This is a genomic window from Saccharothrix sp. DSM 118769 (genome assembly GCF_052936295.1).
In genome coordinates, this window is sequence record NZ_CP193627.1 from 9,321,454 (window position 1) to 9,342,286 (window position 20,833).

Here is a 20,833-nt window from a genome sequence, read left to right on the forward strand (position 1 = left end):
CACGCGAAGGTGGCCCCGGTCGCACTGCCTCTCACTGCGGAACAGCTGGTCAGGAACGGCGCAGGCGCTTGGTCTTGCGCGGGGGCGGCAGCGCGCCCTCGGCCCGCAACCGGGCCGCGTGCTGGGCGAGCGCGTCCACCAGGGCCGGCACGTTGGCGTCCTCCGGCTGCACGTCGACCCGCAGGCCGAACTCGCGCGCCGTCTCCGCCGTCTGCGGCCCGATGCACGCCACCAGCGTGCGGGCGTGCGGCTTGCCCGCGATGCCGACCAGGTTCCGGACCGTGGACGACGAGGTGAAGCACACCGCGTCGAACCCGCCGGACTTGATCATCTCGCGGGTGTCCGCGGGCGGCGGGGCGGCCCGGACGGTCCGGTAGGCCGTCACGTCGTCGATCTCCCAGCCGCGGTCGCGCAGACCGGCCGCCAGGGTCTCGGTGGCGATGTCGGCCCGCGGCAGCAGCACGCGGTCCACCGGGTCGAGGATGTCGTCGTACGGCGGGAAGTCCGCCAGCAGGCCCTCGGACGACTGCTCGCCGCTCGGCACCAGCTCGGGGATGATGCCGAACGAGCGCACCTTCGCCGCCGTGGACTCGCCCACGCAGGCGATCTTCACGCCGGAGAACGCGCGGGCGTCCAGGCCGAACTCGCGGAACTTCTCCCACACCGCGCGGACGGCGTTGGTCGAGGTGAACACCACCCACTGGTAGCGGCCGTCGACCAGGCCCTTCACCGAGCGCTCCATCTGCGCCGGGCTGCGCGGCGGCTCCACCGAGATGGTGGGCACCTCCACCGGGATCGCGCCGTGCGAGTGCAGCCGGTCGCTCATCGCGCCCGCCTGCTCCTTCGTCCTCGGCACGAGCACGCGCCAGCCGTACAGCGCGCGCGACTCCCACCAGGACAGCTTCGGCCGCCCGGCGACGCCCGCGCCGACCGTGACGACCAGCGGGCCGCCCAGGTCGCTCGCGTCGGCGGCGAGGGAGGCCAGCGTGGTGTCGACGGTGCGCTGGCCGAAGCCGGTGCCGTCCGCCGTCACCGCGACCGGGGTCTGCGGCGCCAGGCCGTGCTCGACCAGCGAGGACGCCGCCTCGGCCAGGTGGCCGCCGGTGGCGTGCAGGACGAGCGTGCCCGGCGCGGCCGCGAGGCTCGCCCAGTCGGTCACGCCCCGGACGTCGGCCTCGGTGTGCACGGCGCCCAGCGCCACGCCCGCGTAGGCGGGCACGGCGGTGCCGCCGGGCACGCCCGGCACGACGTCGAACGCGATCGTGGTCTTGGAGACGGCCTGGGCCTCCTTGACCACGGAGTCCTGGGTCAGCGGGTCGCCCGCCACCAGGCGCACCACGGCGAGGCCGTTCTTCGCCTCGGCGACCAGGTCCTTCGCCACGTCGGCGGGGTCGCCCACGGCGGGGCGGACCTCGACGCCGTCCGGTACCAGCGCCACCACCTCGCCCGGTACGTCCGGATCGGTCACCACGAGCTCCGCCTTGGCGAGCAGGTCTCGGGCCCGGACCGTGAGCAGCCCGGTGTCGCCGGGGCCGGAGCCCACGAAGGCGACTCGGCCGGGGGTCTTGCGCGCGCGGGTCATCAGGGCACTCCCCATCAACTACGCCCCGCCGGCGACGCAGCGGCGTGGCCGGAGAGGTCGAGCAACTCGGCGGCCAGCGCGCGGCCGAGTTCCTCTGCTGCGGTCAAGTCACCGGTGGCAGACGCACGGAGGAGGTCGCCGTCCTCCGTCGCCATGACCCCGCGCAGGGACAGGCGGAGAACCTCGGTCCCGTCCTCGGCGAGGTCTTCCACCACATCGGCCAGTGCGCCGACCGGCGCGCTGCAACCCGCCTCCAGCGCGGCCAACAGGGCGCGCTCGGAGGCGACAGCGGCCCGACTGGCCGAGTCGTCCAGAGTGGACTGGAGGAGGTGTTCGGCGTCGACGTCGTCGACCCGGCACTCCACTGCGAGGGCGCCCTGGGCGGGCGCGGGGAGCATCTGGATGGGCTCCAGGGTCTCGGTGATCTCGGCCGTGCGGCCCAGGCGGGCGATGCCCGCGCGGGCCAGCACGACGGCGTCCAGCTCGCCGTCGACGACCTTGCGGATGCGGCTGTCGACGTTGCCGCGGATCGCGACCACCTCGATGCCCAGGCCCAGCGCCTCCAGCTGCGCGGCGCGGCGCGGCGAACCGGTGCCCACCCGCGCGCCGGGCGGCAGCTCGCCCAGGGTGAGGCCGTCGCGGGCGACGAGCGCGTCGCGCGGGTCCTCGCGGGGCGGCACGGCGGCCAGCGACAGGCGGTGGTCGGGGGCCGTCGGCAGGTCCTTGTACGAGTGCACGGCGACGTCCACCTCGCCGTTGGCGAGCGCGTCGCGCAGCGCCGAGGTGAACACGCCGACGCCGATCTCGGCGATGGGCGCGTCCGACCGGTCACCGGGGGTCGAGACGGTGACGATCTCCACGTCGGCCCCCGCCGCGCGCAGCGCGTCGGCCACGTGGCCGGTCTGCGCGAGCGCGAGGGCGCTGCCGCGGGTGCCGATCCTCAGGGTGCGGTTCACCGCTTCTCACCTTTGGGTTGCGTCGAATGGGGTGTGCTGACTGCGGACGGCGCCTGCGGGTCGAGCCCGAACAGCTCGCGCAGCGCCTCGGCGTAACCGGCGCCCCCGGGTGCCGCGGCCAGCTCCTTCACCCGCACGGTGGGGGTGTGCAGGAGCTTGTCCACGACCCGGCGCACGGTCTTCGCCAGTTCGTCGCGCACCGCGCCGTCCAGCTCGGGCAGCCGCGAGTCCAGTCGCAGCAGCTCGGCGTCGACGACCTCGGCGGCGCGCTTGCGCAGTGCCGTCACGGTGGGCGTGACCCCGGCCGAGCGCTGCCCCGCCAGGTAGGCGCGGACCTCCTCGGCCACGATCTCCGCCGCGCGCAGGGCGTCCTGCCCGGTCGGGGCGTCGGACAGCCTGCGCTGGAGGGTCTCCAGGTCGACCACGCGGACGTTGTCGAGCAGCGTCGCGGCGGGGTCGACGTCCTTGGGCAGGCCGAGGTCGCAGACGACCAGCGGCTTGCCCGGCTCGCGGTCGCCGATCAGCTCGGCGCCCACGACCGTGTCGACGGAGCCGGTGCAGGCGAACAGCACGTCCGCGCCGGCGATCTCGTCGGCCAGGTGCTCCAGGCCGGTGGAGCGGGCGGTCACGCCGTCCGCGCGCAGCGCCGAGGCCAGCCGCTCGCCGTTGACGGCGGTGCGGTTGGCGATGGCGACCTCGCCGATGCCGGCGCGGCGCAGGTGCGCGGCGGCCAGGCCGCCCATCGAACCGGCGCCCACGATGACGGCCTTGCGGCCGGTCAGGCCGCCGAGGACGGTCGCGGCGTCGCCGAGGGCCTCGGACACGACGGACGAGCCCGCGTGGTCGATGCCGGTGTCGGTGTGGATGCGCTTGCCGACCCGCAGGGCGTGCTGGACCAGCTCGTGCAGCGTGCGGCCGACCACGCCCGCCTCGTCGGCGGCGTTGTAGGAGCCGCGCAGCTGCCCGAGGATCTGGGCCTCGCCGACGACCATCGAGTCGAGGCCGCCCGCCACGGAGAACAGGTGCTCGACCGCGGCGGCGGCGTAGTGCACGTAGAGGTGCTCGAACAGGTCGCCGGGCTCGGCGCCCGCCTGCTCGGCGAGCACCTCGACGACCTCGTTCATGCCGCCGTGGAAGGTCTCGACGACCGCGTACACCTCGACCCGGTTGCAGGTCGACAGCAGCACGGCCTCGGACACGCTGGGCGCCCTGAGCAGCCGGTCGAGGACCTTGGCCCGGTCGGCGTCGGCGACCGCGACGCGCTCCAGCACCGGGACGGGGGTGGTCCGGTGGGACAGACCGACGACGAGCACGCTCATGCGGCCACCACCGGCCGGCTCGCTACCCGCACGATCACGGGCGAATCACCACCCCGTCCACTCCCACGCCGTTGACCACGTCACCGGCGGCCTCGTCCGCCCGCCGCGCGACGTGGAACGACAGGATCTGCATCTCGACCGCCAGGTCGACCTTGCGCACCTCGACGTAGTCCGGGACCTGGAGGACGACGGGTGCGAAGTTCAGGATGCACTGAACGCCCGCCGATACCAAACGGTCACAGACGGCCTGAGCGGCCTGAGGAGGCGTCGCGATGACGCCGATCGACACTTCGCGTTCCGCGCAGACGGACGTGATGTCGTCGATGTGGTCGACGGGTATGCCGCCTACCGGCACTCCCGTGAGATCCGGGTCGATGTCGAACAGCGCGGCGACCGGGAAACCGCGGCTGGGGAAGCCGCCGTAATTGGCGAGCGCGTGACCAAGATTACCGATCCCGACGACCGCCACCGAGTGCTTGCGGGTGAGGCCGAGGATGCGCTCGATGTGGCTCACGAGCACCTCGACGTCGTAGCCGACGCCGCGCGTGCCGTACGAGCCGATGTAGGAGAGGTCCTTGCGGAGCTTCGCCGAGTTCACCCCGGCCGCGCCCGCCAGCTCCTCGCTGGAGATGGTCGTCACCTGCTGCTCGACCATCCCGGACAGCACCCGGAGGTAGACCGCCAGCCGCGCGACCGCCGCCTCGGGGATGGCCCGGGCCCGCTCGCGGACCTCCGCGGTGGTCTCCGCGGCGGCCACCTTCGGTGCGGCCGTCTTCGGAGCGGTCGCCTTCGGGCTGGTCACGGCACCGTCACCACGCCCCCGCCGATCCGCCACGCCAAGACTCCTCGACATCCGTCGCACCGACCCGCCGGGCACCGCCACCAGCGGGGTGATGCGACCACCGTACCGCTTGTGAACGCTTGCACAAAGTTGACGGACGCCGTCGGTGCCCACTTCGTCACCCCCGCGAACGGCGTGTCGTCCCGGGTGGACGCCCCCCGCGCGAAACAGGTGAGCCGCGCCGCCCCGTGGATACGGGGGGACGCGGCTCACCTCGGGGCGAATTCCCGAGGTCTTTCCTACGACCAGTCGGGAAATCGCGGTACCGGATCGGGCGACGCCGATCCGAGCGGGTCGGGCGGTGGGAGCGGCCCGATCCGCCGGGCCGCTCCCACCTGGTCGGTTGCCGGTCAGGCGGCCGGCGGGGTGAGGACCTTGCCGATGACGAACACGGTCGCGTTCGCGGTCGGGACGTTGCCGCACAGCACGGGGGCACCGTTCACGGTCATCGAGTCGCCGGTGCCGGCGATGGTCAGCTGCTTGCCCTGGAGCGAGTCGACGGAACCGGCCGCCTCCAGGCCCTTGGCGTCGTAGCGCTTGCCGACGACGTGGTACTTCAGGATGTCGCCCAGCACGGCCGGCTGGCCCGCCAGCTCGGCGAACTTCGCGTCGCCCAGCTCGGCGAACGCCGGGTCGGCCGGCGCGAACACGGTGATCGCCTTCTGCGAGTTCAGCGTGTCGACCAGGCCGGCCGCCTGCACGGCGGCCACCAGCTTGGTGAGCAGCGGGTTGTTGGACGCCGCGGTGGCCACCGGGTCGGTCACCATGCCCTGCAGCGAGCCCTTGTTCGCCGGGTCGGTCGGGACCTGGGCGCAGCCGGCGCCGAAGACGTCCGTGGTCTCCGTGACGCCGTCGCCGCCCGACGCCATGGCGGAGGACGAGCTGGTGGCGGTGGTCGTGGCGGCGGCCGGGGCCTCGCTGCTGCCGGAGCCGGTGGAAGCGGTGTCGCTGCTGCTGCAGGCGGTGACCGACAGGGCGGCGGCGGCGATGGCACCGATCATGGCGAGCTTGGGGTTCCGCACAGCGGATCACTCCTCGTTGTTTACCGGGTTCGGTAGTCACTAAGACATTCGAAGCACCGGCCCATCCGGTTCGCCCGGATCACCCGACGGTGAAAAAAACCGAGTGCCACCCGGTCGCGCCGTCCGGCACGGGCGCGACGCGCGCCTGCGGCTGCGTGACGCCGGACGCGCTCGTGGCCCGCACCTCGACCAGGTGACCGCCCGGCGGCAGGTCCAGCTCGGCGCGCCACATCCGCCACGTCGAGCCGTTGACCTCCGCCGCCAGCCGCGCGGCCTGCCACGGCCCCCCGTCGGAGCGCAGCTCGACCTTCGCCACGCCGTCCGGCTGCGCCCACGCCACACCGGTCACCACCGCCGGACCGGAGACCGTGGCCAGGCCCTCGGGGCTGTCGATGCGGGACATGACCTTGATCGGCCCGCGCTCGCCCCAGCCGCGCTCCAGCCAGTACGCCCTCTTCGCGGCGAACGTGGTCAGCTCCAGGTCCACCACCCACTTGGTCGCCGACACGTAGCCGTAGAGGCCGGGCACGACGAGGCGCGCGGGGAAGCCGTGCTCCACGGGCAGCGGCTCGCCGTTCATGCCCAGGGCGATGAGCGCGCCGCGGTCCTCCTCCAGCACGACGTCGACCGGGCTGCCCGCGGTCCAGCCGTCGGCGCTGGTGGAGAGCAGCTGGTCGGCCCCGTCCCGGACGCCGGCCTCCAGCAGCACGTCGCGCAGCGGCACGCCGACGAAGTTCGCGGTGGACACGTACGGGCCGCCGACCTCGTTGGACACGCAGGTCATCGTGATCGTGCGCTCGACCAGGTCGCGGCGGCGCAGGTCGTCGTAGCGGAGGTTCAGCTCGCGGTCGACCAGGCCGTGCACGCGCAGCACCCAGTCCTCGGCGCGCACGCGCGGGACGCTCAGCGCCGTGTCGACGCGGTAGAAGTCCCGGTTCGGGGTGATGAACGACGGGGTGCCCTCGCCCGCGAAGTCGACGCCGGCGGGGATCGCCGGGGCCGGCCGGGCGGGGGTGAGGTCGCCGACGGCCCGGCGCGACGCCTCGACGTCCACCCGGTTGCCCAGGAACTGCCCGCCCGCGCCCGCGACGACCGCGCCGACCGCCGTGGCGCCCGAGGCGACCAGGAACCGCCGCCGGTCCGCCGAGGCGACGCCGGGCGTGCTGTCGCCGGTCGTGTCGCCGGTCGTGTCGCCGGTCGTGCTGTCGGTCGTGTCGCCGGTCGCGGTCCCCTCGGCGGGGGCCCCGGCCGCGGCGAGGGCGCGGGCGTGCAGCAGGCGGAACACGAGGACGCCCGCCACCAGGCTCGCGATCGGCGAGAGGACGGAGAGCTGCCCCAGGTCCGGCCGGTACAGCACCGCCGCGACGCCCAGCAGGCCGAGCACCACCGCGAGCACCGTGCCGGGCAGCGGCGAGCGGCGCGACAGCAGGCCCGCCACCAGCGCGGCGACGACCAGCACGACCGCCATGCCGAGCAGCAGCACGAGCTTGTCCGCCGTGCCGAAGGTCCGGACCGCGAAGTCCTTGACCGGGCTCGGGGTGAAGTCGATCGCGGTGTTGCCGACCGCGAGGAACGGTGACGACGGGGGTCCGACCAGCGCCGCGACCAGGTGTCCGGCCGCCAGCGCGGCGGCCACCCCGAGCAGTCCGACGAGTGCCGCGGTCCAGCGCTTCATGAGGGTGATTCGACACCCGCGCCCGACCGGTTCACCGAATCCGTAAGCGGTCGGTAATCGGACCCGCCGACAACCGGACCGGGTCGGGCCGGGCCGGGGTCAGGCGAGGGCGGCGCGCAGCCGGTCCTCCTCGACCGACCAGTACCCGTGCTCCTCGCCGTCGACCAGGATCACCGGCACCCGGTCGCCGTACTCGGCGCGCAGCTCGCGGTCCGCGTCGACGTCCTGGACGTCCCACGGCACGCCCAGCTCGCCGCAGATCCGCTCCAGGTCCGCCCTGGCCCGCTCGCAGGCGTGGCAGTCGACCCGGCTCATCAACGTGACGTGGTGGCTCACGGCGCCCAGGTTAGGGCCACCGGGTCGGGCCCCCGGGTCGAGGGCCGTCAGGTCTGGGGCAGCCGCAGCCGGGCCCGCGCCAGCTTCCCCGTGGGCGAGTGCGGCAGGGCCTCGGCGAACTCCACGGCGGTCGGCACCTTGAACTTGGCCAGGTGCGCCGCGCAGTGCTCCCGCACGTCGTCCTCGGTCAGCTCGGCGCCCTCGGCGAGCACCAGCACGACCTTCACCGACTCGCCGGTGCGCTCGTCGGGCACGCCGACCGCCGCCGCCTCGGCCACGCCGGCCAGCTCGCGCAGCACCTGCTCGACCTCGTGCGGGTAGACGTTGAACCCGTTGACGATGATCAGGTCGCCCGCCCGGTCCACGAGGTGCAGGTCGCCGTCCTCGTCGAGGTAGCCGACGTCGCCGGTGCGGAACCAGCCGTCGGCGTCCGGGCCGTGCGCGCCGTCCGGCCAGTAGCCGCTGAACAGGTTGTCGCCCTTCGCGGCGACCAGGCCGGTGCCGGGCTCGTCCTCGTCCTGGTCGAGCGGGCGGCCGTCGGTGTCGACCAGCCGCACCTGCACGCCGGGCAGCGCGCGGCCGACCGAGCCGGGCTTGGGCGTCCCGCCGGCGAGGGTGCTGGTGAGCACGGGACCGGTCTCGGTGAGGCCGTAGCCCTCGTAGACGGGCAGGCCGACCGCGCGGCGCACGGCGTCGAGCACGCCGGGCGCGAGCGGCGCGGCGCCGGAGGTGAACAGGCGGACCGTCGCCAGGTCCTCGCGCAGCCGCTCGACGGGCTGGGCCAGGATCGCCGCGTACATCGGGGGCACGCCGACGAGCGTGGTCACCCGGTGCTCGCGGATCGCGGTGAGCGCCAGGTCGGGGTCGAAGCGCTCCAGCAGCACGGCCGTCGCGCCCGCGCCCGCCACCTGGAACAGGCCGGGGCCGAGGCCGTAGACGTGGAAGAGGGGCAGCGCGAGCAGCACCCGGTCGCCCGCGGTGACCGGGGCGGGGCGCAGCGACGCGCACTGCTCGACGTTCGCCAGCAGCGCCCGGTGCGACAGCATCGCGCCGCGCGGCGAACCGGACGTGCCGGAGGTGTAGCCGAGGACGGCCAGGTCCTCGCCGGAGGCGCGCGCGGCGAACTCCTCGCCCGGCTCCAGCGTCGGCTCGGGCAGCACCTCGGCGTCGCCGCCGGCGCCGTCGCCGATCAGCAGCCGCGCGCCGCTGTCGGCCACGAGGCGTTCGAGCTCGCGGGCGGGCTGGCCGGGGGCGGCGGGCACCACGACGCCGCCGGCGCGCAGCACGCCGAACACGGCGACGCAGAACGCGAGCCCGGTGGGCATCCGCACGACCACCCGGTCGCCGGGCTCCACGCCCGCTCGGACCAACCGGTGCGCCTCACCGTCCACGGCGGCGTCGAACTCCGCCCAGGTGAGGCTGTTCGCAGTCGTGACATCGACCAGTGCGACGTGCTTGGGTCCACGGTGCGCGGAGGCGCGAACCAGGTCGGCGACGTTGCGGGCGGAAGCTGCCAACTCGACCTCCTGGGGAACCACGGCGTACCTCAGCGCAGTCTGTCACGTGCGGGCGACGTCACGCAGTGCCGCCTTCCGCACCGCGGGCTGGAGACCACTTGCCGCTACCTACTACGGAGTAACAACACGTATGCTGCCGGCACGGCGACTCTGTGGAGGTGCCGCGAGCCGATGACCGCACGGGCACGCGAGAACTCCGTCCGAACCAACCGGACACTCCGCTCCAGGTGGAGCTCGGGAGGGCAGTCCAGCACGATCGAGAGCGTGGGGAGCGACGCGGCCGAGGAGCCGTGGAACCTGGTCCGGGCCGCGCAGGACGGCGACGCGGACGCGTTCGGCGCGCTCTACGACCGGTACGTCGACGTCGTGTACCGGTACGTGCTGTTCCGCGTGGGCGACCGCACGTTCGCCGAGGACGTCACCAGCGAGACGTTCCTGCGCGCCCTGCGCAGCATCCGCTCGATCAGCTACCAGGGCCGCGACGTCGGCGCGTGGTTCGTCACCATCGCCCGCAACATCGTCTTCGACCACGTGAAGTCCAGCCGCTACCGGCTGGAGGTCACCACGGCCGAGCTGACCGACAACCGCGAGGTCGCCGACGGCCCGGAGCAGGAGGTGCTGACCGGCGCGGCCAACGCCGAACTGCTCCGCTGCGTCGCCCAGCTGGGTGACGACCAGCGGGAATGCATCACCCTGCGCTTCATCCAGGGCTTGTCCGTCGCGGAGACGGCCGCGAGGATGGGCCGCAACGAAGGCGCCGTCAAGGCCCTGCAACACCGGGCGGTGCGCCGGTTGGCCCAACTGCTGCCGAGCTGGCTGCGGTGACCGCCGTCGCGCCGCCCGGACGTGCGTAACCCCGGGACCGCCCGGTTCGTTAGCCGGTGCAGGATCGTTCGAAACGGTGCGGGATGGTGGGCAGAGGGATCACGCCGTTGTGGCGTCACAGGCAGCGCGAGCAGTTCGCCCGCGCGGTCGACGCGCACCCCGGGGAAGCCGGGCCGGACGGTGCGGAGGACGCGGACGACGCGTTCGCCGACGAGCTGGCCGTCGTGGCGCTGTTGCGGAAAGCCGCAGCCACCTCCGGGCCGGACGCCGAGACCAGGGCGAGGATGCGCGAGCGCGTCCTCGGCGCGAGCCCGCCGCCGCCCACCAAGGTCGACCTCGTCCGCCCGCACCGCACCGGGGCGCGCGGGCGATTAGCGGTCGCGCTCGCCGCCGCGCTGTGCCTGCTGTTCTCGCTCGCCGGGATGAGCCTGCTGCTCAGCCGCGACGCGCTGCCCGGCGACGCCCTGTACGGGGTGAAGCGGACCGCCGAGTCCGCCTCCCTCGGCCTCACCTTCGGCGAGCAGCCGAAGGGCTACAAGCGCCTGGAGTTCGCCACCGCGCGCCTGGACGAGGTGGAGACGCTCGTCGAGCGCTACCGCGAGTCCGGCGGCGGGCCGCTCGGGGCGTACCTGACCGCGCTGGCCGACTTCGACGCCGACGCCGCGGCCGGTTCCCGCGTGCTGACCGCGCTCGGCGCGGACTCGGACCGGGGCGCGCTCGACGGGCTCCGCGACTGGGCGCTGTCCCAGGCGCGGCGGCTCGACGGGCTGCGGGCGTCGCTGCCCGCCGACGCCGCAGCGCGCGCCGACGGGTCTCGGGACCTGCTCGACCGGATCGCCGAGCGCGCGACCGCGCTGCGCGACCGCGGGTCGTGCGGGGCGGTCGCGTCGGACCAGGTCGACCAGGTGGGTCCGCTGCCCGCCCAGGACGACTGCGCCGCGTCACCCGCCCCGGCCGACCCCACCGCGCCCACGACGGTCACGCCGACCGCGCCGGGGTCCACGGCGGTCGTCGTGCCCACCGCGCCCGGCGGCCTGCCCGGCACCGGCACCGGCACCGGTACCGGCACCGGGACCCGGCCGGAGCCGACGGGCGTCGAGCCCCCCGCGCCGGGCGGCGTGCCGACCGCGCCCGCGCCGCCGGTGCCCGTCCCGCCGGTCACCACCACGCCCGGTCCGCTGCTGCCGCTGCCCACCCTGACGATCCCGTCGCTGCCGCTGCCCGGCCTGGGCGGCTGATCGCTACCCTGTCCCCATCGGACCGCGGGAGGCGCTGACGTGGCGAAAAGGCGTGTGGTGGAGGGTTCGGCCGAGCGGGAGAGGCTCGCCGCGCTGGCCGGCGAGGCGTCGGCCGAAGCGGCGCTGGCGGTCGTCGACCCGGCGGGGAGCGCGTCCACCGACCTCACCGCCGCCGCCTTCTTCGACGTCGACAACACCATGATGATGGGCGCGTCGATCTTCCACTTCGCCCGCGGCCTGGCGGCCCGCAAGTACTTCAAGAACTCCGACCTCGCGGGCTTCGCCTGGCAGCAGCTGAAGTTCCGGGTGGGCGGCCGGGAGGACCCGCAGAGCGTGGCGGCGTCGCGGGAGCAGGCGCTGTCGTTCGTCGCGGGCCGGTCGGTCGCCGAGATCGTCTCCCTCGGCGAGGAGATCTACGACGAGCTGATGGCCGACCGGATCTGGACCGGCACGCAGGCGCTGGCCCAGATGCACCTGGACGCCGGCCAGCGGGTGTGGCTGGTCACCGCCACGCCGGTCGAGCTGGCCCAGATCATCGCCCGCAGGCTCGGCCTCACCGGCGCCCTCGGCACGGTCTCCGAGAGCTCCGACGGCGTCTACACGGGCCGGCTGGTCGGCGACCTCCTGCACGGCCGGGCCAAGGCGCACGCCGTGCGCGCCCTGGCCGCCAAGGAGGGCCTGGACCTGCGCCGCTGCACCGCCTACTCGGACTCGGTCAACGACGTGCCGATGCTGTCGGTCGTCGGCACCGCGGTGGCCGTGAACCCGGACTCGGGCCTGCGCGAGACCGCCCGCAAGCGGGGCTGGGAGATCCGCGACTTCCGCACCGGCCGCAAGGCCGCGAAGATCGGCGTCCCCTCCGTGCTGGGCGCGGGCGCGCTCGCCGGCGCGGTGGCCGCCACCATGGCCTACCGCCGCCGCCTGCGCTGAAGGGCCGCCCGTCCAGGGGCCGCCCGTCGCGGGACCGCCGCCGCTGCCGGCCGCCGCCTGCGCTGAGGGGCCGCCACCGCGGGAGGCGCCGCCGCGGGAGGCCGCGGTCAGCCCAGGAACACGTTCCGGCGCTGGGTGAGCAGCCGGTAGAGGGTCTGCTGGATCGTCTCGCGCACCTGGTCGGTCAGGTTGAACACCAGCATCGGGTCGTCCGCCGCCTGCGCGCCGTGCACGTCGGTGCGGATCGGCTCGCCGAACTCGATGTACCACTTCGACGGCAGCGGGATCGCGCCCAGCGGCCCCAGCAGCGGGAAGAACGGCGTCACCGGGAAGTAGGGGAACCCGAACAGCCTGGCCAGCGCCTTGATGTCACCGATCTTGGGGTAGATCTCCTCGGCGCCCACGATCGAGCAGGGGATGATCGGCACGCCCGTGTTCAGCGCCGCCGACACGAACCCGCCGCGCCCGAACCGCTGGAGCTTGTAGCGGTCCTTGAACGGCTTGCCGATGCCCTTGAACCCCTCGGGCCACACGCCGACCAGCTCGCCGGAGGTCAGCAGCCGCTCGGCGTCCGGGTTGCACGCCAGCGTCTGGCCGGACTTGCGCGCCAGCGCGCCCAGCACGGGCGTCCTGAACACCAGGTCCGCGCCGAGCATCCGCAGGTGCCGGTGCTTCGGGTGGTCGTTGCGCAGGGCGAACGCCGTCATCAGCGCGTCCAGCGGCAGCGTGCCGGAGTGGTTGGCGACGATCAGCGCGCCGCCCTCGGCGGGCACGTTGTGCAGGCCGAGCGGCTCCACCCGGAACCACTTCTCGTACAGCGGCCTCAGCGGCGGCATGAGCAGCGTGTCGGTCAGGTCGCGGTCGAAGCCGAACTCGTCGACCCGGTAGTCGCCCTGGACGCGGCGGCGCGCGAAGGCCAGCAGGTCCGCCAGCCGCCGCTCCCAGTCCGCCGGCCGCTGCCCCGGCGTGGGCAGCGGCGTCACCGTGCCACCCGCTCCCGGGCCGCCCGGTCGCCGGCCGGCCCGCTCCGCGCCGTGCAGGGGGATGACCCGCGCCTCCGCCACACCCGCCTCCTCTCCGGCCGAACCGGCCGTCAGCGGAACCTCGCGGCCACGTCGAGCACACCGCGCTCGACCGCCGCCACCAGCTCCGGGTCGATGAGCGGCGACAGCGCGCGGCCGCTCACGTAGTCGTCGAACGCCTGCTGGGTGGTCCACCGCGGCGTGAAGCCGAACTCGGTCTTCAGCAGCGTCGTGTCCACCACCCGGCCCCAGTTGAGGAACCTCATCTGGTCCGGGGAGAAGTCCACCAGCCGCGCGCCGCGGAACAGCCGCCCCACCGAGGGCACCGCCGGGCTCGGCACGCGCAGGTTCACCCGCCCGGCCCGCCGGATGGCCTGCGAGAGCAGCAGCACGCCGTCACCGCCCACGTTGTAGACGCCGGGCAGGTCGTGCAGGGTCGCGCGCTCCAGGACCGCCAGGGCGTCCTCGGAGTGCAGCAGCTGCACCCGCGCGTCGTAGCCGAGCACCGTCGGCACCACCGGCAGGGCGAAGTACCTGGTCAGCACCGTGTCGATGCGCGGGCCGATGAAGTTCGTGAAGCGCAGCGACGTGACCGACACGTCCGGGCGGCGGCGCGAGAAGCCGCGCACGTAGCCCTCGACCTCGACCGCGTCCTTCGCGTACCCGCTGGACGGCAGGTCCTTGGGGCCCATGTCCTCGGTGAACACCGCCGGGTCGCGCGAGCTGGACCCGTACACCGCGCTGGTCGACTTCACGACGAGCTTGCGCACGTGCGGCGACTTCTGGCACGCGGCCAGCAGCTGCATCGTGCCGATGACGTTCATCTCCTTCATCGCGGTGCGGCCGGTCGGCCCGGCCGGGTTCGCGGTCACCGACGCGTGGACGACCGTGTCGACCTGCGCGGTGGCGATGACCTTCGCGATGAGCGGGTTGCGGATGTCGGCCCGCACGAACTCCGCACGCCCCATGCGGCGCAGCACGTCGCGCGGGGGCGGCTCGGTGTCCACGCCGAGCACGCGCTCGACGTCCGGGTTCGCCGCGAAGCGCGCGGCGAGGTGGCCGCCGAGGAAGCGGCTGCATCCGGTGACGAGGACGACCTTGGGCGCCATGCGACTCCATCTGCGGGGGGACTGGCGACGATGCTAGTCCCGTTCCGCGCGGCGCGACCGCCGGCGGGGCGGCACCTTGACGCAGCTCACCGGAGCTCCCCCGCGATTCACCCGAACGGCGGGGTGACGCGGGGCCCCGGGAACGGCGACACCGCCGGTCCCGCGGCACGAGGCCGGGGCCGGCGGTGTCCGAGAACCCGCAGGGGTTACTTGCCGCGCTTCCTGCGCTGCACCCGCGTCTTGCGAAGCAGCTTGCGGTGCTTCTTCTTCGACATGCGCTTGCGGCGCTTCTTGATGACCGAGCCCATGCGGGTCCCTCTTCACTTCTCGACGTCGGTTGTCTGTCTCCACGCGCCGGTGGAGACACCCGTCAAGTGGGCGCGCCGACACCAGGCACGAACGGCCTATGAGTTTACCCGGCCGCCGGCACGGCCCTTCACCCGGCGTCGAAGTAGGCGTTCCGCAGGTACTCGTCGACCGCTTTTTCCGGCACCCTGAACGACTTGCCCACCCGCACCGCGGTGAGCTCTCCCGAGTGCACCAGCCGGTACACCGTCATCTTCGACACGCGCATCACTAGCGCGACCTCGGCGACCGTCAGGAACTTGACTTGGCCGAGCGCGTTCTCCTCCGCAGGCATGGATCACCGCGTCCTTCGACACGCGTCGTGCCGTCGGCTTCCCCACCGACGGTTCGACACGCACGTGCTGCCCTGAGGGTAACGGGACAGGTGGGACTGGTGCGACGGCCAATGGCGGGATCAGTCCGCCTCGTGGGCGCGTCCCAGCTCCACCGAACGGTCGCGCGCGGCCTCCAGGGCCGCCAGCATGGCCGCGCGCACGCCGTGCCGCTCCAGCTCCCGGATGGCCATGATCGTGGTGCCCGCGGGCGACGTGACGGCCTCGCGCAGGATCGTCGGGTGCTGCCCGCCCTGGCTCAGCATGGTGGCCGCGCCGACGGCGGACTGGATGATCAGGCTGCTCGCGAGGTCGCGCGGGATGCCCAGCAGGATGCCCGCGTCGATCATGGCCTCGACCAGGTAGAAGAAGTACGCGGGGCCGGAGCCGGACAGCGCGGTCACGGCGTCCTGCTGGCTCTCCGGGACGCGGGCGACCCGGCCGACGGTGCTCAGCAGCTCCTCGACGAGGTCGAGGTGCTCACCGGTGGCGTAGCGGCCCGCGGAGACCGCGCTCATGGCCTCGCCGACCACCATGGGCGTGTTGGGCATGACCCGGACCACCGGCGTGCTGTCGGGCAGCCGGCGCTCGAACAGCGAGGTCGGCAGGCCCGCGCACAGCGACACGACCAGCGTGCCGGGGGTGAGGGCCGGGGCCAGCTCGTCCAGCAGCGGTTCGATGTCCTGCGGCTTGACCGCGACCACGAGCACGTCGGCCCGGCGCGCGGCGGCGGCCACGTCCAGCGCCTCGACCCCGTACTGCGCGGTGAGCGCGGCGGCCCGGTCCGGGTGCTTCTCGGTGAACAGCAGCTCGTCGGCCTTGCGGCCACCCTGGAGCAGGCCGGAGAGCAGCGCCTCCCCGATCTTGCCGGCGCCCAGCACGGCGATCGTCGTCATGGCGCCCAGCCTGCCACGCGCGGGCAACCCCGAACCCGGCCGCCCGGGGCCCGCCGTCAGCCCGCCGGGGTCAGGGCCAGCTGCCGCGCCTGGCACACCAGGCGGCCCGTCGAGTCGATCACCACCGCGTCCTCGTCGAACCACTGGCCGTGGACCGCGCTGCACGACACCCTCATCCGCAGCCAGCCCGGCGCCGGGTCGGCGCGCAGCAGGGCCGTCAGCTGGACCGTGGGCGACCAGCCGAACCGACCGAGGTTGAACGTGACCGGCATCGAGATGTCGCCCGCCACCAGCGCGAAGTACGGGTCGGGGCGCTCGCCGTGCGGCCTGGCCCACAGCCGCAGCACCAGCGGGTCGCCGGTGCGGCCGTTGAGGAAGCCCGCCCCCTCCTGGTCGAGCCGCACGTCGCACACCGAGCCGAGCTTGTAGACGCCGCCGGGGCCCAGGGACGCCAGGTCGACCGAGTTCGCGGGCGGCACGGCGGGCATGTCCGGCAGGTCGGTGTACTCGGGCCGGGCGGTCGGCATGCGGCCGACGGTCACCGACGCCTCGACGCACCCGCGCCCGCGCTGCTCCAGCACCGCCGTCACCACGGTCGCCGTGCGCCCGGCCTTGCGCACGTCGGTCCTGATCAGCACCGGCCCCACCTCGGGGGCGCGCAGGAACTGGGCGCTCACCGACAGCGGCGCGAGGCCCTCGGCGCCCGGCACGGCGGCGCCGGCCGCGTGCACCGCCGCACGGGCCACCAGGGCGAGCAGGAACCCGCCGTGCGGCTTGGGGCCGACCGTCCACTCGGCGGACAGGCCGGCGGTGTACGTGCCGTCGCCGAGGGGGCGGACGGCACTGGCTGTCGAGAACGGCACGGGGCTCCTCACGAACGGCCGACCAGCGAGCGCAGGAAGGACGCGACGTCGGCCGGGCGCTCGGCCAGCCGACGCGCCAGGTGGCCGTACCACCCGCCGCCGAACGGCACGTGGACGCGCACGACGTGCCCCTCGGCCGCGAGGCGCGCCTGCCCGGCGGGGCGGACGCCGTGGCGCACCAGGTACTCGAAGCCCTCGGGCGGGCGGCCGTACCACTTGGCCCGCTCGCCGACGACCTCCACCAGCCTCGGGTCGTGGGTGGCGAACACCGGGCGGCCGGCGCCCGCGAGCAGGGCGTTGGCGCAGCGCACGTAGTTCAGGGCGACCTCGTGCGGGTCGCCGAACGCCGCCGGCGACCCGTCACCGACGCCCCCGCGCAGCCGCACGCGGGTGTCGGCGAGGGCGCGGCAGTCGTCGGGGGTGCGCCGCAGGCACGCCCGCAGCACGACCCCCGTGCCCGGCCACGTGCGGCGCAGCTCGGCGAGCAGGCGCAGCGCCGCGTCGACGTCGAGGTCCCCCGGGTCGAGGGTGACCGAGGTCCCGGCCCGCTCGGCGGCGGCGCACACGCGCGCGACCTGGTCGAGGGCGTCGTCCGGGGACCCGTCGAGGGACGACAGCCGCACGTCGACCTCGGCGTCCGCCGCCAGGCCCACGGCGCGCAGCCGGTCCGGCAGCTCCAGGAGGGGGCGCACGCCGCCGGGGCCGGGGTGGTCCAGGGCGACCCGCAGGCCGCGGTCGACCAGCTCACCGGTCACGTCGACCGCGTCGGCGGCGGTCCCGCCCGCCACGAACCAGCGCACCACGTCCCGGCTCACGGGCGCGGTCGTGACGAACCGGCGCAGCGCGTCGCTGTCCGCGGCGGCCAGGACCGACGTGCGCAACGGGTTCACGATCAAGACAGTAGCCGCCGCGAAGTCACAGGTGGAGCCGGGCGAACAGCAGCGACTCGGCGAGCATCTCGACCCGTTCGGCGGGGGTCCTGGCGCGCCGGGTGTTGACCTCCAGCACTACCTGCCCGGTGAAACCGGTCCGGCCCAGGTGGGCGAGCAGCTCGGCGCACGGCTGCGTGCCGCGGCCCGGCACGAGGTGCTCGTCCTTCGGCAACCCGGAGCCGTCGGCCAGGTGCACGTGGGTCAGGTTGTCGCCCATGCGCTTGGCCATCTCCATGGCGTCCGTGTGCGCGGCGGAGGCGTGCGACAGGTCCAGGGTGTAGTTGCGGTGCCCCACGTCCGTGGGGTCGATCGACGGGCGGAACGCCGTGACCTGCACCGACCGGCCGCGACCGAGGGGGCGGCGGACCGGGAACATGTTCTCCACGGCGATGGCGACCCCGGAGGCGTCCTCCTCCTCGGCCACCAGGTCGGCGAAGCCCTCGGCGTAGCGCTTCTGCCACAGGAACGGCGGGTGCAGCACGACGGTGCGGGCGCCGAGGTCGGCCGCCGCGCGCACGCTGCGCCGCAGGCGCTCCGCCGGGTCGGGCGACCACACGCGCTGGCTGATGAGCAGGCACGGCGCGTGCACGGCCAGCACGGGCACGCCCGTGCGCTCGGACAGCCGCTCCAGCGCGTGCACGTCCTGGCTGACCGGGTCGGCCCACACCATGACCTCGACGCCGTCGTAGCCCAGCTCGGCCGCCGCCTCGAACGCCGCGGTCGCGGGTTGCGGCCACACGGCGGCCGTGGACAGCCCGACCGGGATCAAGACTTCACCAGCAGCATGGCCGCCGGCGAGACCGTCACGATCAGGCCGACCAGCACGGCGAGCACGGTGGTCTGGAGGTCGTCCGCCCGGCGGATCTTGCGCACCATCAGCACGAGACCGATGGTGACACCCAGCGCCACGACGAGCGCGGCGGGCGCGAGGGTCCGCCACAGGTAGTTGAAGCCCAGCCACAGGGCGGCGCCGCCGACGACGCCGACCGCGAGCTGCCCGAGCATGACCAGCCACTCCTTGCCGGCCGACCGGTCGCCCGGCGGGAGGTCGTCCTCGTCGTCGACGTCGGCGGCGTCGGTGAGCCCGGCGGGCTCCTCGTCGTCCTCGAACCGGCGACCGCGGGCCGGGGGCGCGGACGGGTAGTCGTCGCCGTCCTCCTCGTCGAGGTCGACGTAGGGGTGGAAGGCCGTGCTCTCCTGCTCGCGGGGGCCGCGCGGGCCGTTGGGTCCGCGCGGGTCGTCCTCGTCGTCGCCGAACCAGTCCTCGGCGCTCTGGTCGGGCAGCGGCTCCGGCAGCCTGGGCGGCGCGGGCGGCACGATCAGCACCGACTCGGTCGGCAGCGACTCCAGCGGCACGTTCGGCGTGAGCTTGTCCGTGATGCGCGGCATCACCTCGGTCACCGGTTCGCGCGGCGGCGCGGCGACCGGCGCGGCGACCGGCGGCTTGCCCATCGGCACCGGCCGACCGGGCGGCGGTCCGGCCGGCGGCACGGGGGCCGGCGACTGCGCGGGCGGCGGCACGGGCAGGGGCGGCACGGGCAGGGGGCGGGCCGGCTCGCCCGCGTAGTCGTCGACGATCGGCGCGACGACGCGCGTCTCCTCGGCCGGGTCGACGTCGGGCGCGCGACGGCGGCCGGAGCCCTCGTTCTTGGGCTTCGGCGGGTCCAGGCGCGGAGAATCCAGGCGCGGGGAGTCCAGGCGCGGCGGGTCCGAGCGCGGCGGGTCCAGGCGCGGCGCGACCGGCTCGGGGCGCGGGGTGACCGGCGGCTGGTAGGCCGTGCGCTCCAGCTCGGGGTCCGGCTGCCGCTGGCGCTGCGGCAACGGCGGCGGCGCGGGCGGCGCGGCGACCGGGGGCGTGACGGTCGTCGGGGGCTGGGGTTCGGGTTCGTCCCTGATCGGCAGCAGCCGGCCGCTGTCCGAGTTGACCCGGTCGATGATCGCCTGGGGGGCGGTGTCGGTCGGGTCCTCGGCACGGCGGCGGCGCCGCCGCGGCTGCACGTCGCCGGAGCCCCCGCCGTACTGGGCGAGCAACTCCGCGACCGTGCGCTGGGTCTGCTCCGACTCGCTCTCTCGACTCATCAACTCCACCGTGCCCCGTGGCGGCCAGTCCGTCCAGTGTCACCCGTCCGGCGGGTGCGTTCCGCGGGGGTGTCCTGGTCCAGGCCGTTGGTGTGGTCCAACCGTCGCAGGATGACCCCTTCCCGCAGCGCCCAGGGGCAGATCTCCAGCTCGGTGAGTGACAGGGCTCGCATCGTGGCCTCCGCCACCAGCGCGCCCGCCACGAGCTGGTGAGCCCGGCTGGGGCTCACGCCTTCCAGCTCGGCGAGGTCGGTCGCGGACATCCGGGAGATGAACGCGATGAGCTGCCGCAGCCCGGCGTCGGTCAGCACGCGTCGGGCGCGCGGACCGGCAGATGATGGCGCGGCACCGGTCAACCGCGCCAGCGTCCGAAAGGTCTTTGACGTCGCAACCACCCGATCGGGTGGTCCGACGCGCTTGAGCTTCTTCACCACCGGCGCCAGCTGCTCGGCCAGCCATTCGGTGGTGTCGCGCACCTCGGACTTGGCCGGCGGGTCCTTGCGGAACCGCGTCCGGGTCAGCCGGCCCGCGCCCAGCGGCACCGAGAACGCCTCCTCGGGCGCCTCGTCGACGCCGACCGCCAGCTCCAGCGAGCCGCCGCCGATGTCCAGGCACAGCAGCCGGCCCGCCGACCACCCGTACCAGCGGCGCACCGCGAGGAACGTGTAGCGCGCCTCGTCCTCGCCCGACAGGACCTGGAGGTCCACGCCGGTCTCGGTGCGGACGCGCTCCAGGACCTCGGCCGAGTTGCCCGCCTCGCGCACCGCGGACGTGGCGAACGCCATCAGGTCCTCGCAGCCGAAACCGGCCGCGGTCGCCTTGGCCGCGGCCACCGCGCGGACCAGCTGGTCCGCACCCGCGCGCGACAGGTCGCCGGAGCCGTCCAGCTGCTCCGCGAGGCGCAGCACGGACTTCTCCGAACTCATCGGCTGCGGGTGGGCACCACGATGAGCGTCCACCACCAAGAGGTGGACGGTGTTGGACCCGACATCAAGCACCCCGAGGCGCACGCGG

At 74.5% G+C, this 20,833-nt stretch carries 21 protein-coding genes; 3 read left to right on the top strand and 18 right to left on the bottom strand.

What is annotated here, in order from left to right:
- Positions 1-49: 49 nt before the first annotated feature.
- The 8 genes from ACRAKJ_RS39945 to ACRAKJ_RS39980 all read right to left on the bottom strand — a co-directional run bounded on the left by ACRAKJ_RS39945 (position 50) and on the right by ACRAKJ_RS39980 (position 9,248).
- Complete coding sequence (locus tag ACRAKJ_RS39945) at positions 50-1,582, bottom strand: uroporphyrinogen-III synthase (protein ID WP_438923882.1); 1,533 nt, start codon at positions 1,580-1,582, stop codon at positions 50-52.
- Between the two features lie 14 nt (positions 1,583-1,596).
- The gene (gene hemC / locus ACRAKJ_RS39950; RefSeq protein WP_438923881.1) at positions 1,597-2,538 is read right to left on the bottom strand and encodes a hydroxymethylbilane synthase; all 942 of its coding nucleotides are present in this window, start codon (positions 2,536-2,538) and stop codon (positions 1,597-1,599) included.
- On the bottom strand, positions 2,535-3,857 hold the full coding sequence (locus tag ACRAKJ_RS39955) for a glutamyl-tRNA reductase (protein WP_438923880.1): 1,323 nt from the start codon (positions 3,855-3,857) through the stop codon (positions 2,535-2,537). The genes hemC and ACRAKJ_RS39955 overlap by 4 nt, the downstream gene beginning before the upstream one ends.
- Positions 3,858-3,891: 34 nt before the next feature.
- Positions 3,892-4,710 carry a redox-sensing transcriptional repressor Rex gene (locus tag ACRAKJ_RS39960; protein ID WP_438923894.1) on the bottom strand — a complete coding sequence of 273 codons (819 nt, stop codon included), beginning with the start codon at positions 4,708-4,710 and terminating at the stop codon, positions 3,892-3,894.
- 338 nt (positions 4,711-5,048) lie between these two features.
- Positions 5,049-5,720, bottom strand: coding sequence for a fasciclin domain-containing protein (locus ACRAKJ_RS39965; protein WP_438923879.1), 672 nt, complete (start codon positions 5,718-5,720; stop codon positions 5,049-5,051).
- 79 nt (positions 5,721-5,799) lie between these two features.
- Positions 5,800-7,395, bottom strand: a complete 1,596-nt coding sequence (locus ACRAKJ_RS39970; protein WP_438923878.1) for a molybdopterin-dependent oxidoreductase — start codon at positions 7,393-7,395, stop codon at positions 5,800-5,802.
- 99 nt (positions 7,396-7,494) lie between these two features.
- Positions 7,495-7,731, bottom strand: a complete 237-nt coding sequence (locus ACRAKJ_RS39975; RefSeq protein ID WP_306743781.1) for a glutaredoxin family protein — start codon at positions 7,729-7,731, stop codon at positions 7,495-7,497.
- A 47-nt stretch (positions 7,732-7,778) separates the two neighbouring features.
- The gene (locus ACRAKJ_RS39980; protein WP_438923877.1) at positions 7,779-9,248 is read right to left on the bottom strand and encodes an AMP-binding protein; all 1,470 of its coding nucleotides are present in this window, start codon (positions 9,246-9,248) and stop codon (positions 7,779-7,781) included.
- Between the two features lie 171 nt (positions 9,249-9,419).
- On the opposite strand from ACRAKJ_RS39980, the gene ACRAKJ_RS39985 reads away from it, so the two are divergent.
- The 3 genes from ACRAKJ_RS39985 (at position 9,420) to ACRAKJ_RS39995 (ending at position 12,241) form a co-directional block, all read left to right on the top strand.
- Positions 9,420-10,073: a sigma-70 family RNA polymerase sigma factor gene (locus ACRAKJ_RS39985; RefSeq protein WP_438923876.1), complete on the top strand. Its 654-nt coding sequence runs from the start codon at positions 9,420-9,422 to the stop codon at positions 10,071-10,073.
- An 83-nt stretch (positions 10,074-10,156) separates the two neighbouring features.
- Positions 10,157-11,311: a DUF5667 domain-containing protein gene (locus tag ACRAKJ_RS39990; RefSeq protein WP_438923875.1), complete on the top strand. Its 1,155-nt coding sequence runs from the start codon at positions 10,157-10,159 to the stop codon at positions 11,309-11,311.
- Between the two features lie 39 nt (positions 11,312-11,350).
- Positions 11,351-12,241, top strand: a complete 891-nt coding sequence (locus ACRAKJ_RS39995) for an HAD-IB family hydrolase (protein ID WP_438923874.1) — start codon at positions 11,351-11,353, stop codon at positions 12,239-12,241.
- Between the two features lie 107 nt (positions 12,242-12,348).
- On the opposite strand, the gene ACRAKJ_RS40000 is transcribed toward ACRAKJ_RS39995, so the two are convergent.
- From ACRAKJ_RS40000 to ACRAKJ_RS40045, 10 genes are all read right to left on the bottom strand, one after another.
- Positions 12,349-13,305, bottom strand: coding sequence for a 1-acyl-sn-glycerol-3-phosphate acyltransferase (locus tag ACRAKJ_RS40000; RefSeq protein WP_438923873.1), 957 nt, complete (start codon positions 13,303-13,305; stop codon positions 12,349-12,351).
- A 29-nt stretch (positions 13,306-13,334) separates the two neighbouring features.
- A complete protein-coding gene (locus ACRAKJ_RS40005; RefSeq protein ID WP_438923872.1) occupies positions 13,335-14,372 on the bottom strand; it encodes an NAD-dependent epimerase/dehydratase family protein in 1,038 nt (345 codons plus the stop codon).
- Between the two features lie 206 nt (positions 14,373-14,578).
- On the bottom strand, positions 14,579-14,680 hold the full coding sequence (locus tag ACRAKJ_RS40010; RefSeq protein ID WP_015105422.1) for a 30S ribosomal protein bS22: 102 nt from the start codon (positions 14,678-14,680) through the stop codon (positions 14,579-14,581).
- A 128-nt stretch (positions 14,681-14,808) separates the two neighbouring features.
- On the bottom strand, positions 14,809-15,012 hold the full coding sequence (locus ACRAKJ_RS40015; RefSeq protein ID WP_438923871.1) for an excisionase family DNA-binding protein: 204 nt from the start codon (positions 15,010-15,012) through the stop codon (positions 14,809-14,811).
- A gap of 120 nt (positions 15,013-15,132) precedes the next feature.
- Positions 15,133-15,945: a pyrroline-5-carboxylate reductase gene (gene proC, locus ACRAKJ_RS40020; RefSeq protein WP_438923870.1), complete on the bottom strand. Its 813-nt coding sequence runs from the start codon at positions 15,943-15,945 to the stop codon at positions 15,133-15,135.
- Between the two features lie 56 nt (positions 15,946-16,001).
- The gene (locus ACRAKJ_RS40025; RefSeq protein ID WP_438923869.1) at positions 16,002-16,808 is read right to left on the bottom strand and encodes an acyl-CoA thioesterase domain-containing protein; all 807 of its coding nucleotides are present in this window, start codon (positions 16,806-16,808) and stop codon (positions 16,002-16,004) included.
- An 8-nt stretch (positions 16,809-16,816) separates the two neighbouring features.
- Positions 16,817-17,698 (bottom strand): proline dehydrogenase, encoded by an 882-nt coding sequence (locus ACRAKJ_RS40030; protein ID WP_438923868.1) that lies wholly within the window; start codon positions 17,696-17,698, stop codon positions 16,817-16,819.
- A gap of 25 nt (positions 17,699-17,723) precedes the next feature.
- Entirely contained in the window at positions 17,724-18,509 is a 786-nt protein-coding gene (locus ACRAKJ_RS40035) for a TIM barrel protein (protein WP_438923867.1), read from the bottom strand.
- On the bottom strand, positions 18,506-19,819 hold the full coding sequence (locus ACRAKJ_RS40040; protein WP_438923866.1) for a hypothetical protein: 1,314 nt from the start codon (positions 19,817-19,819) through the stop codon (positions 18,506-18,508). Before ACRAKJ_RS40040 ends, ACRAKJ_RS40035 begins: the two co-directional genes overlap by 4 nt.
- Positions 19,819-20,829, bottom strand: a complete 1,011-nt coding sequence (locus ACRAKJ_RS40045) for a Ppx/GppA phosphatase family protein (protein WP_438923865.1) — start codon at positions 20,827-20,829, stop codon at positions 19,819-19,821. Before ACRAKJ_RS40045 ends, ACRAKJ_RS40040 begins: the two co-directional genes overlap by 1 nt.
- Positions 20,830-20,833 lie beyond the last annotated feature (4 nt).

Excerpts from the sequence above, each read along its gene's own strand:
- ACRAKJ_RS39945 (WP_438923882.1), bottom strand. The coding sequence starts at position 1,582 with ATGACCCGCGCGCGCAAGACCCCCGGCCGAGTCGCCTTCGTGGGCTCC.
- ACRAKJ_RS39955 (WP_438923880.1), bottom strand. The coding sequence starts at position 3,857 with ATGAGCGTGCTCGTCGTCGGTCTGTCCCACCGGACCACCCCCGTCCCG.
- ACRAKJ_RS39960 (WP_438923894.1), bottom strand. The coding sequence starts at position 4,710 with ATGTCGAGGAGTCTTGGCGTGGCGGATCGGCGGGGGCGTGGTGACGGT.
- ACRAKJ_RS39970 (WP_438923878.1), bottom strand. The coding sequence starts at position 7,395 with ATGAAGCGCTGGACCGCGGCACTCGTCGGACTGCTCGGGGTGGCCGCC.
- ACRAKJ_RS39985 (WP_438923876.1), top strand. The coding sequence starts at position 9,420 with ATGACCGCACGGGCACGCGAGAACTCCGTCCGAACCAACCGGACACTC.
- ACRAKJ_RS39990 (WP_438923875.1), top strand. The coding sequence starts at position 10,157 with ATGGTGGGCAGAGGGATCACGCCGTTGTGGCGTCACAGGCAGCGCGAG.
- ACRAKJ_RS40005 (WP_438923872.1), bottom strand. The coding sequence starts at position 14,372 with ATGGCGCCCAAGGTCGTCCTCGTCACCGGATGCAGCCGCTTCCTCGGC.
- ACRAKJ_RS40010 (WP_015105422.1), bottom strand. The coding sequence starts at position 14,680 with ATGGGCTCGGTCATCAAGAAGCGCCGCAAGCGCATGTCGAAGAAGAAG.
- ACRAKJ_RS40015 (WP_438923871.1), bottom strand. The coding sequence starts at position 15,012 with ATGCCTGCGGAGGAGAACGCGCTCGGCCAAGTCAAGTTCCTGACGGTC.
- proC (WP_438923870.1), bottom strand. The coding sequence starts at position 15,945 with ATGACGACGATCGCCGTGCTGGGCGCCGGCAAGATCGGGGAGGCGCTG.
- ACRAKJ_RS40040 (WP_438923866.1), bottom strand. The coding sequence starts at position 19,819 with ATGAGTCGAGAGAGCGAGTCGGAGCAGACCCAGCGCACGGTCGCGGAG.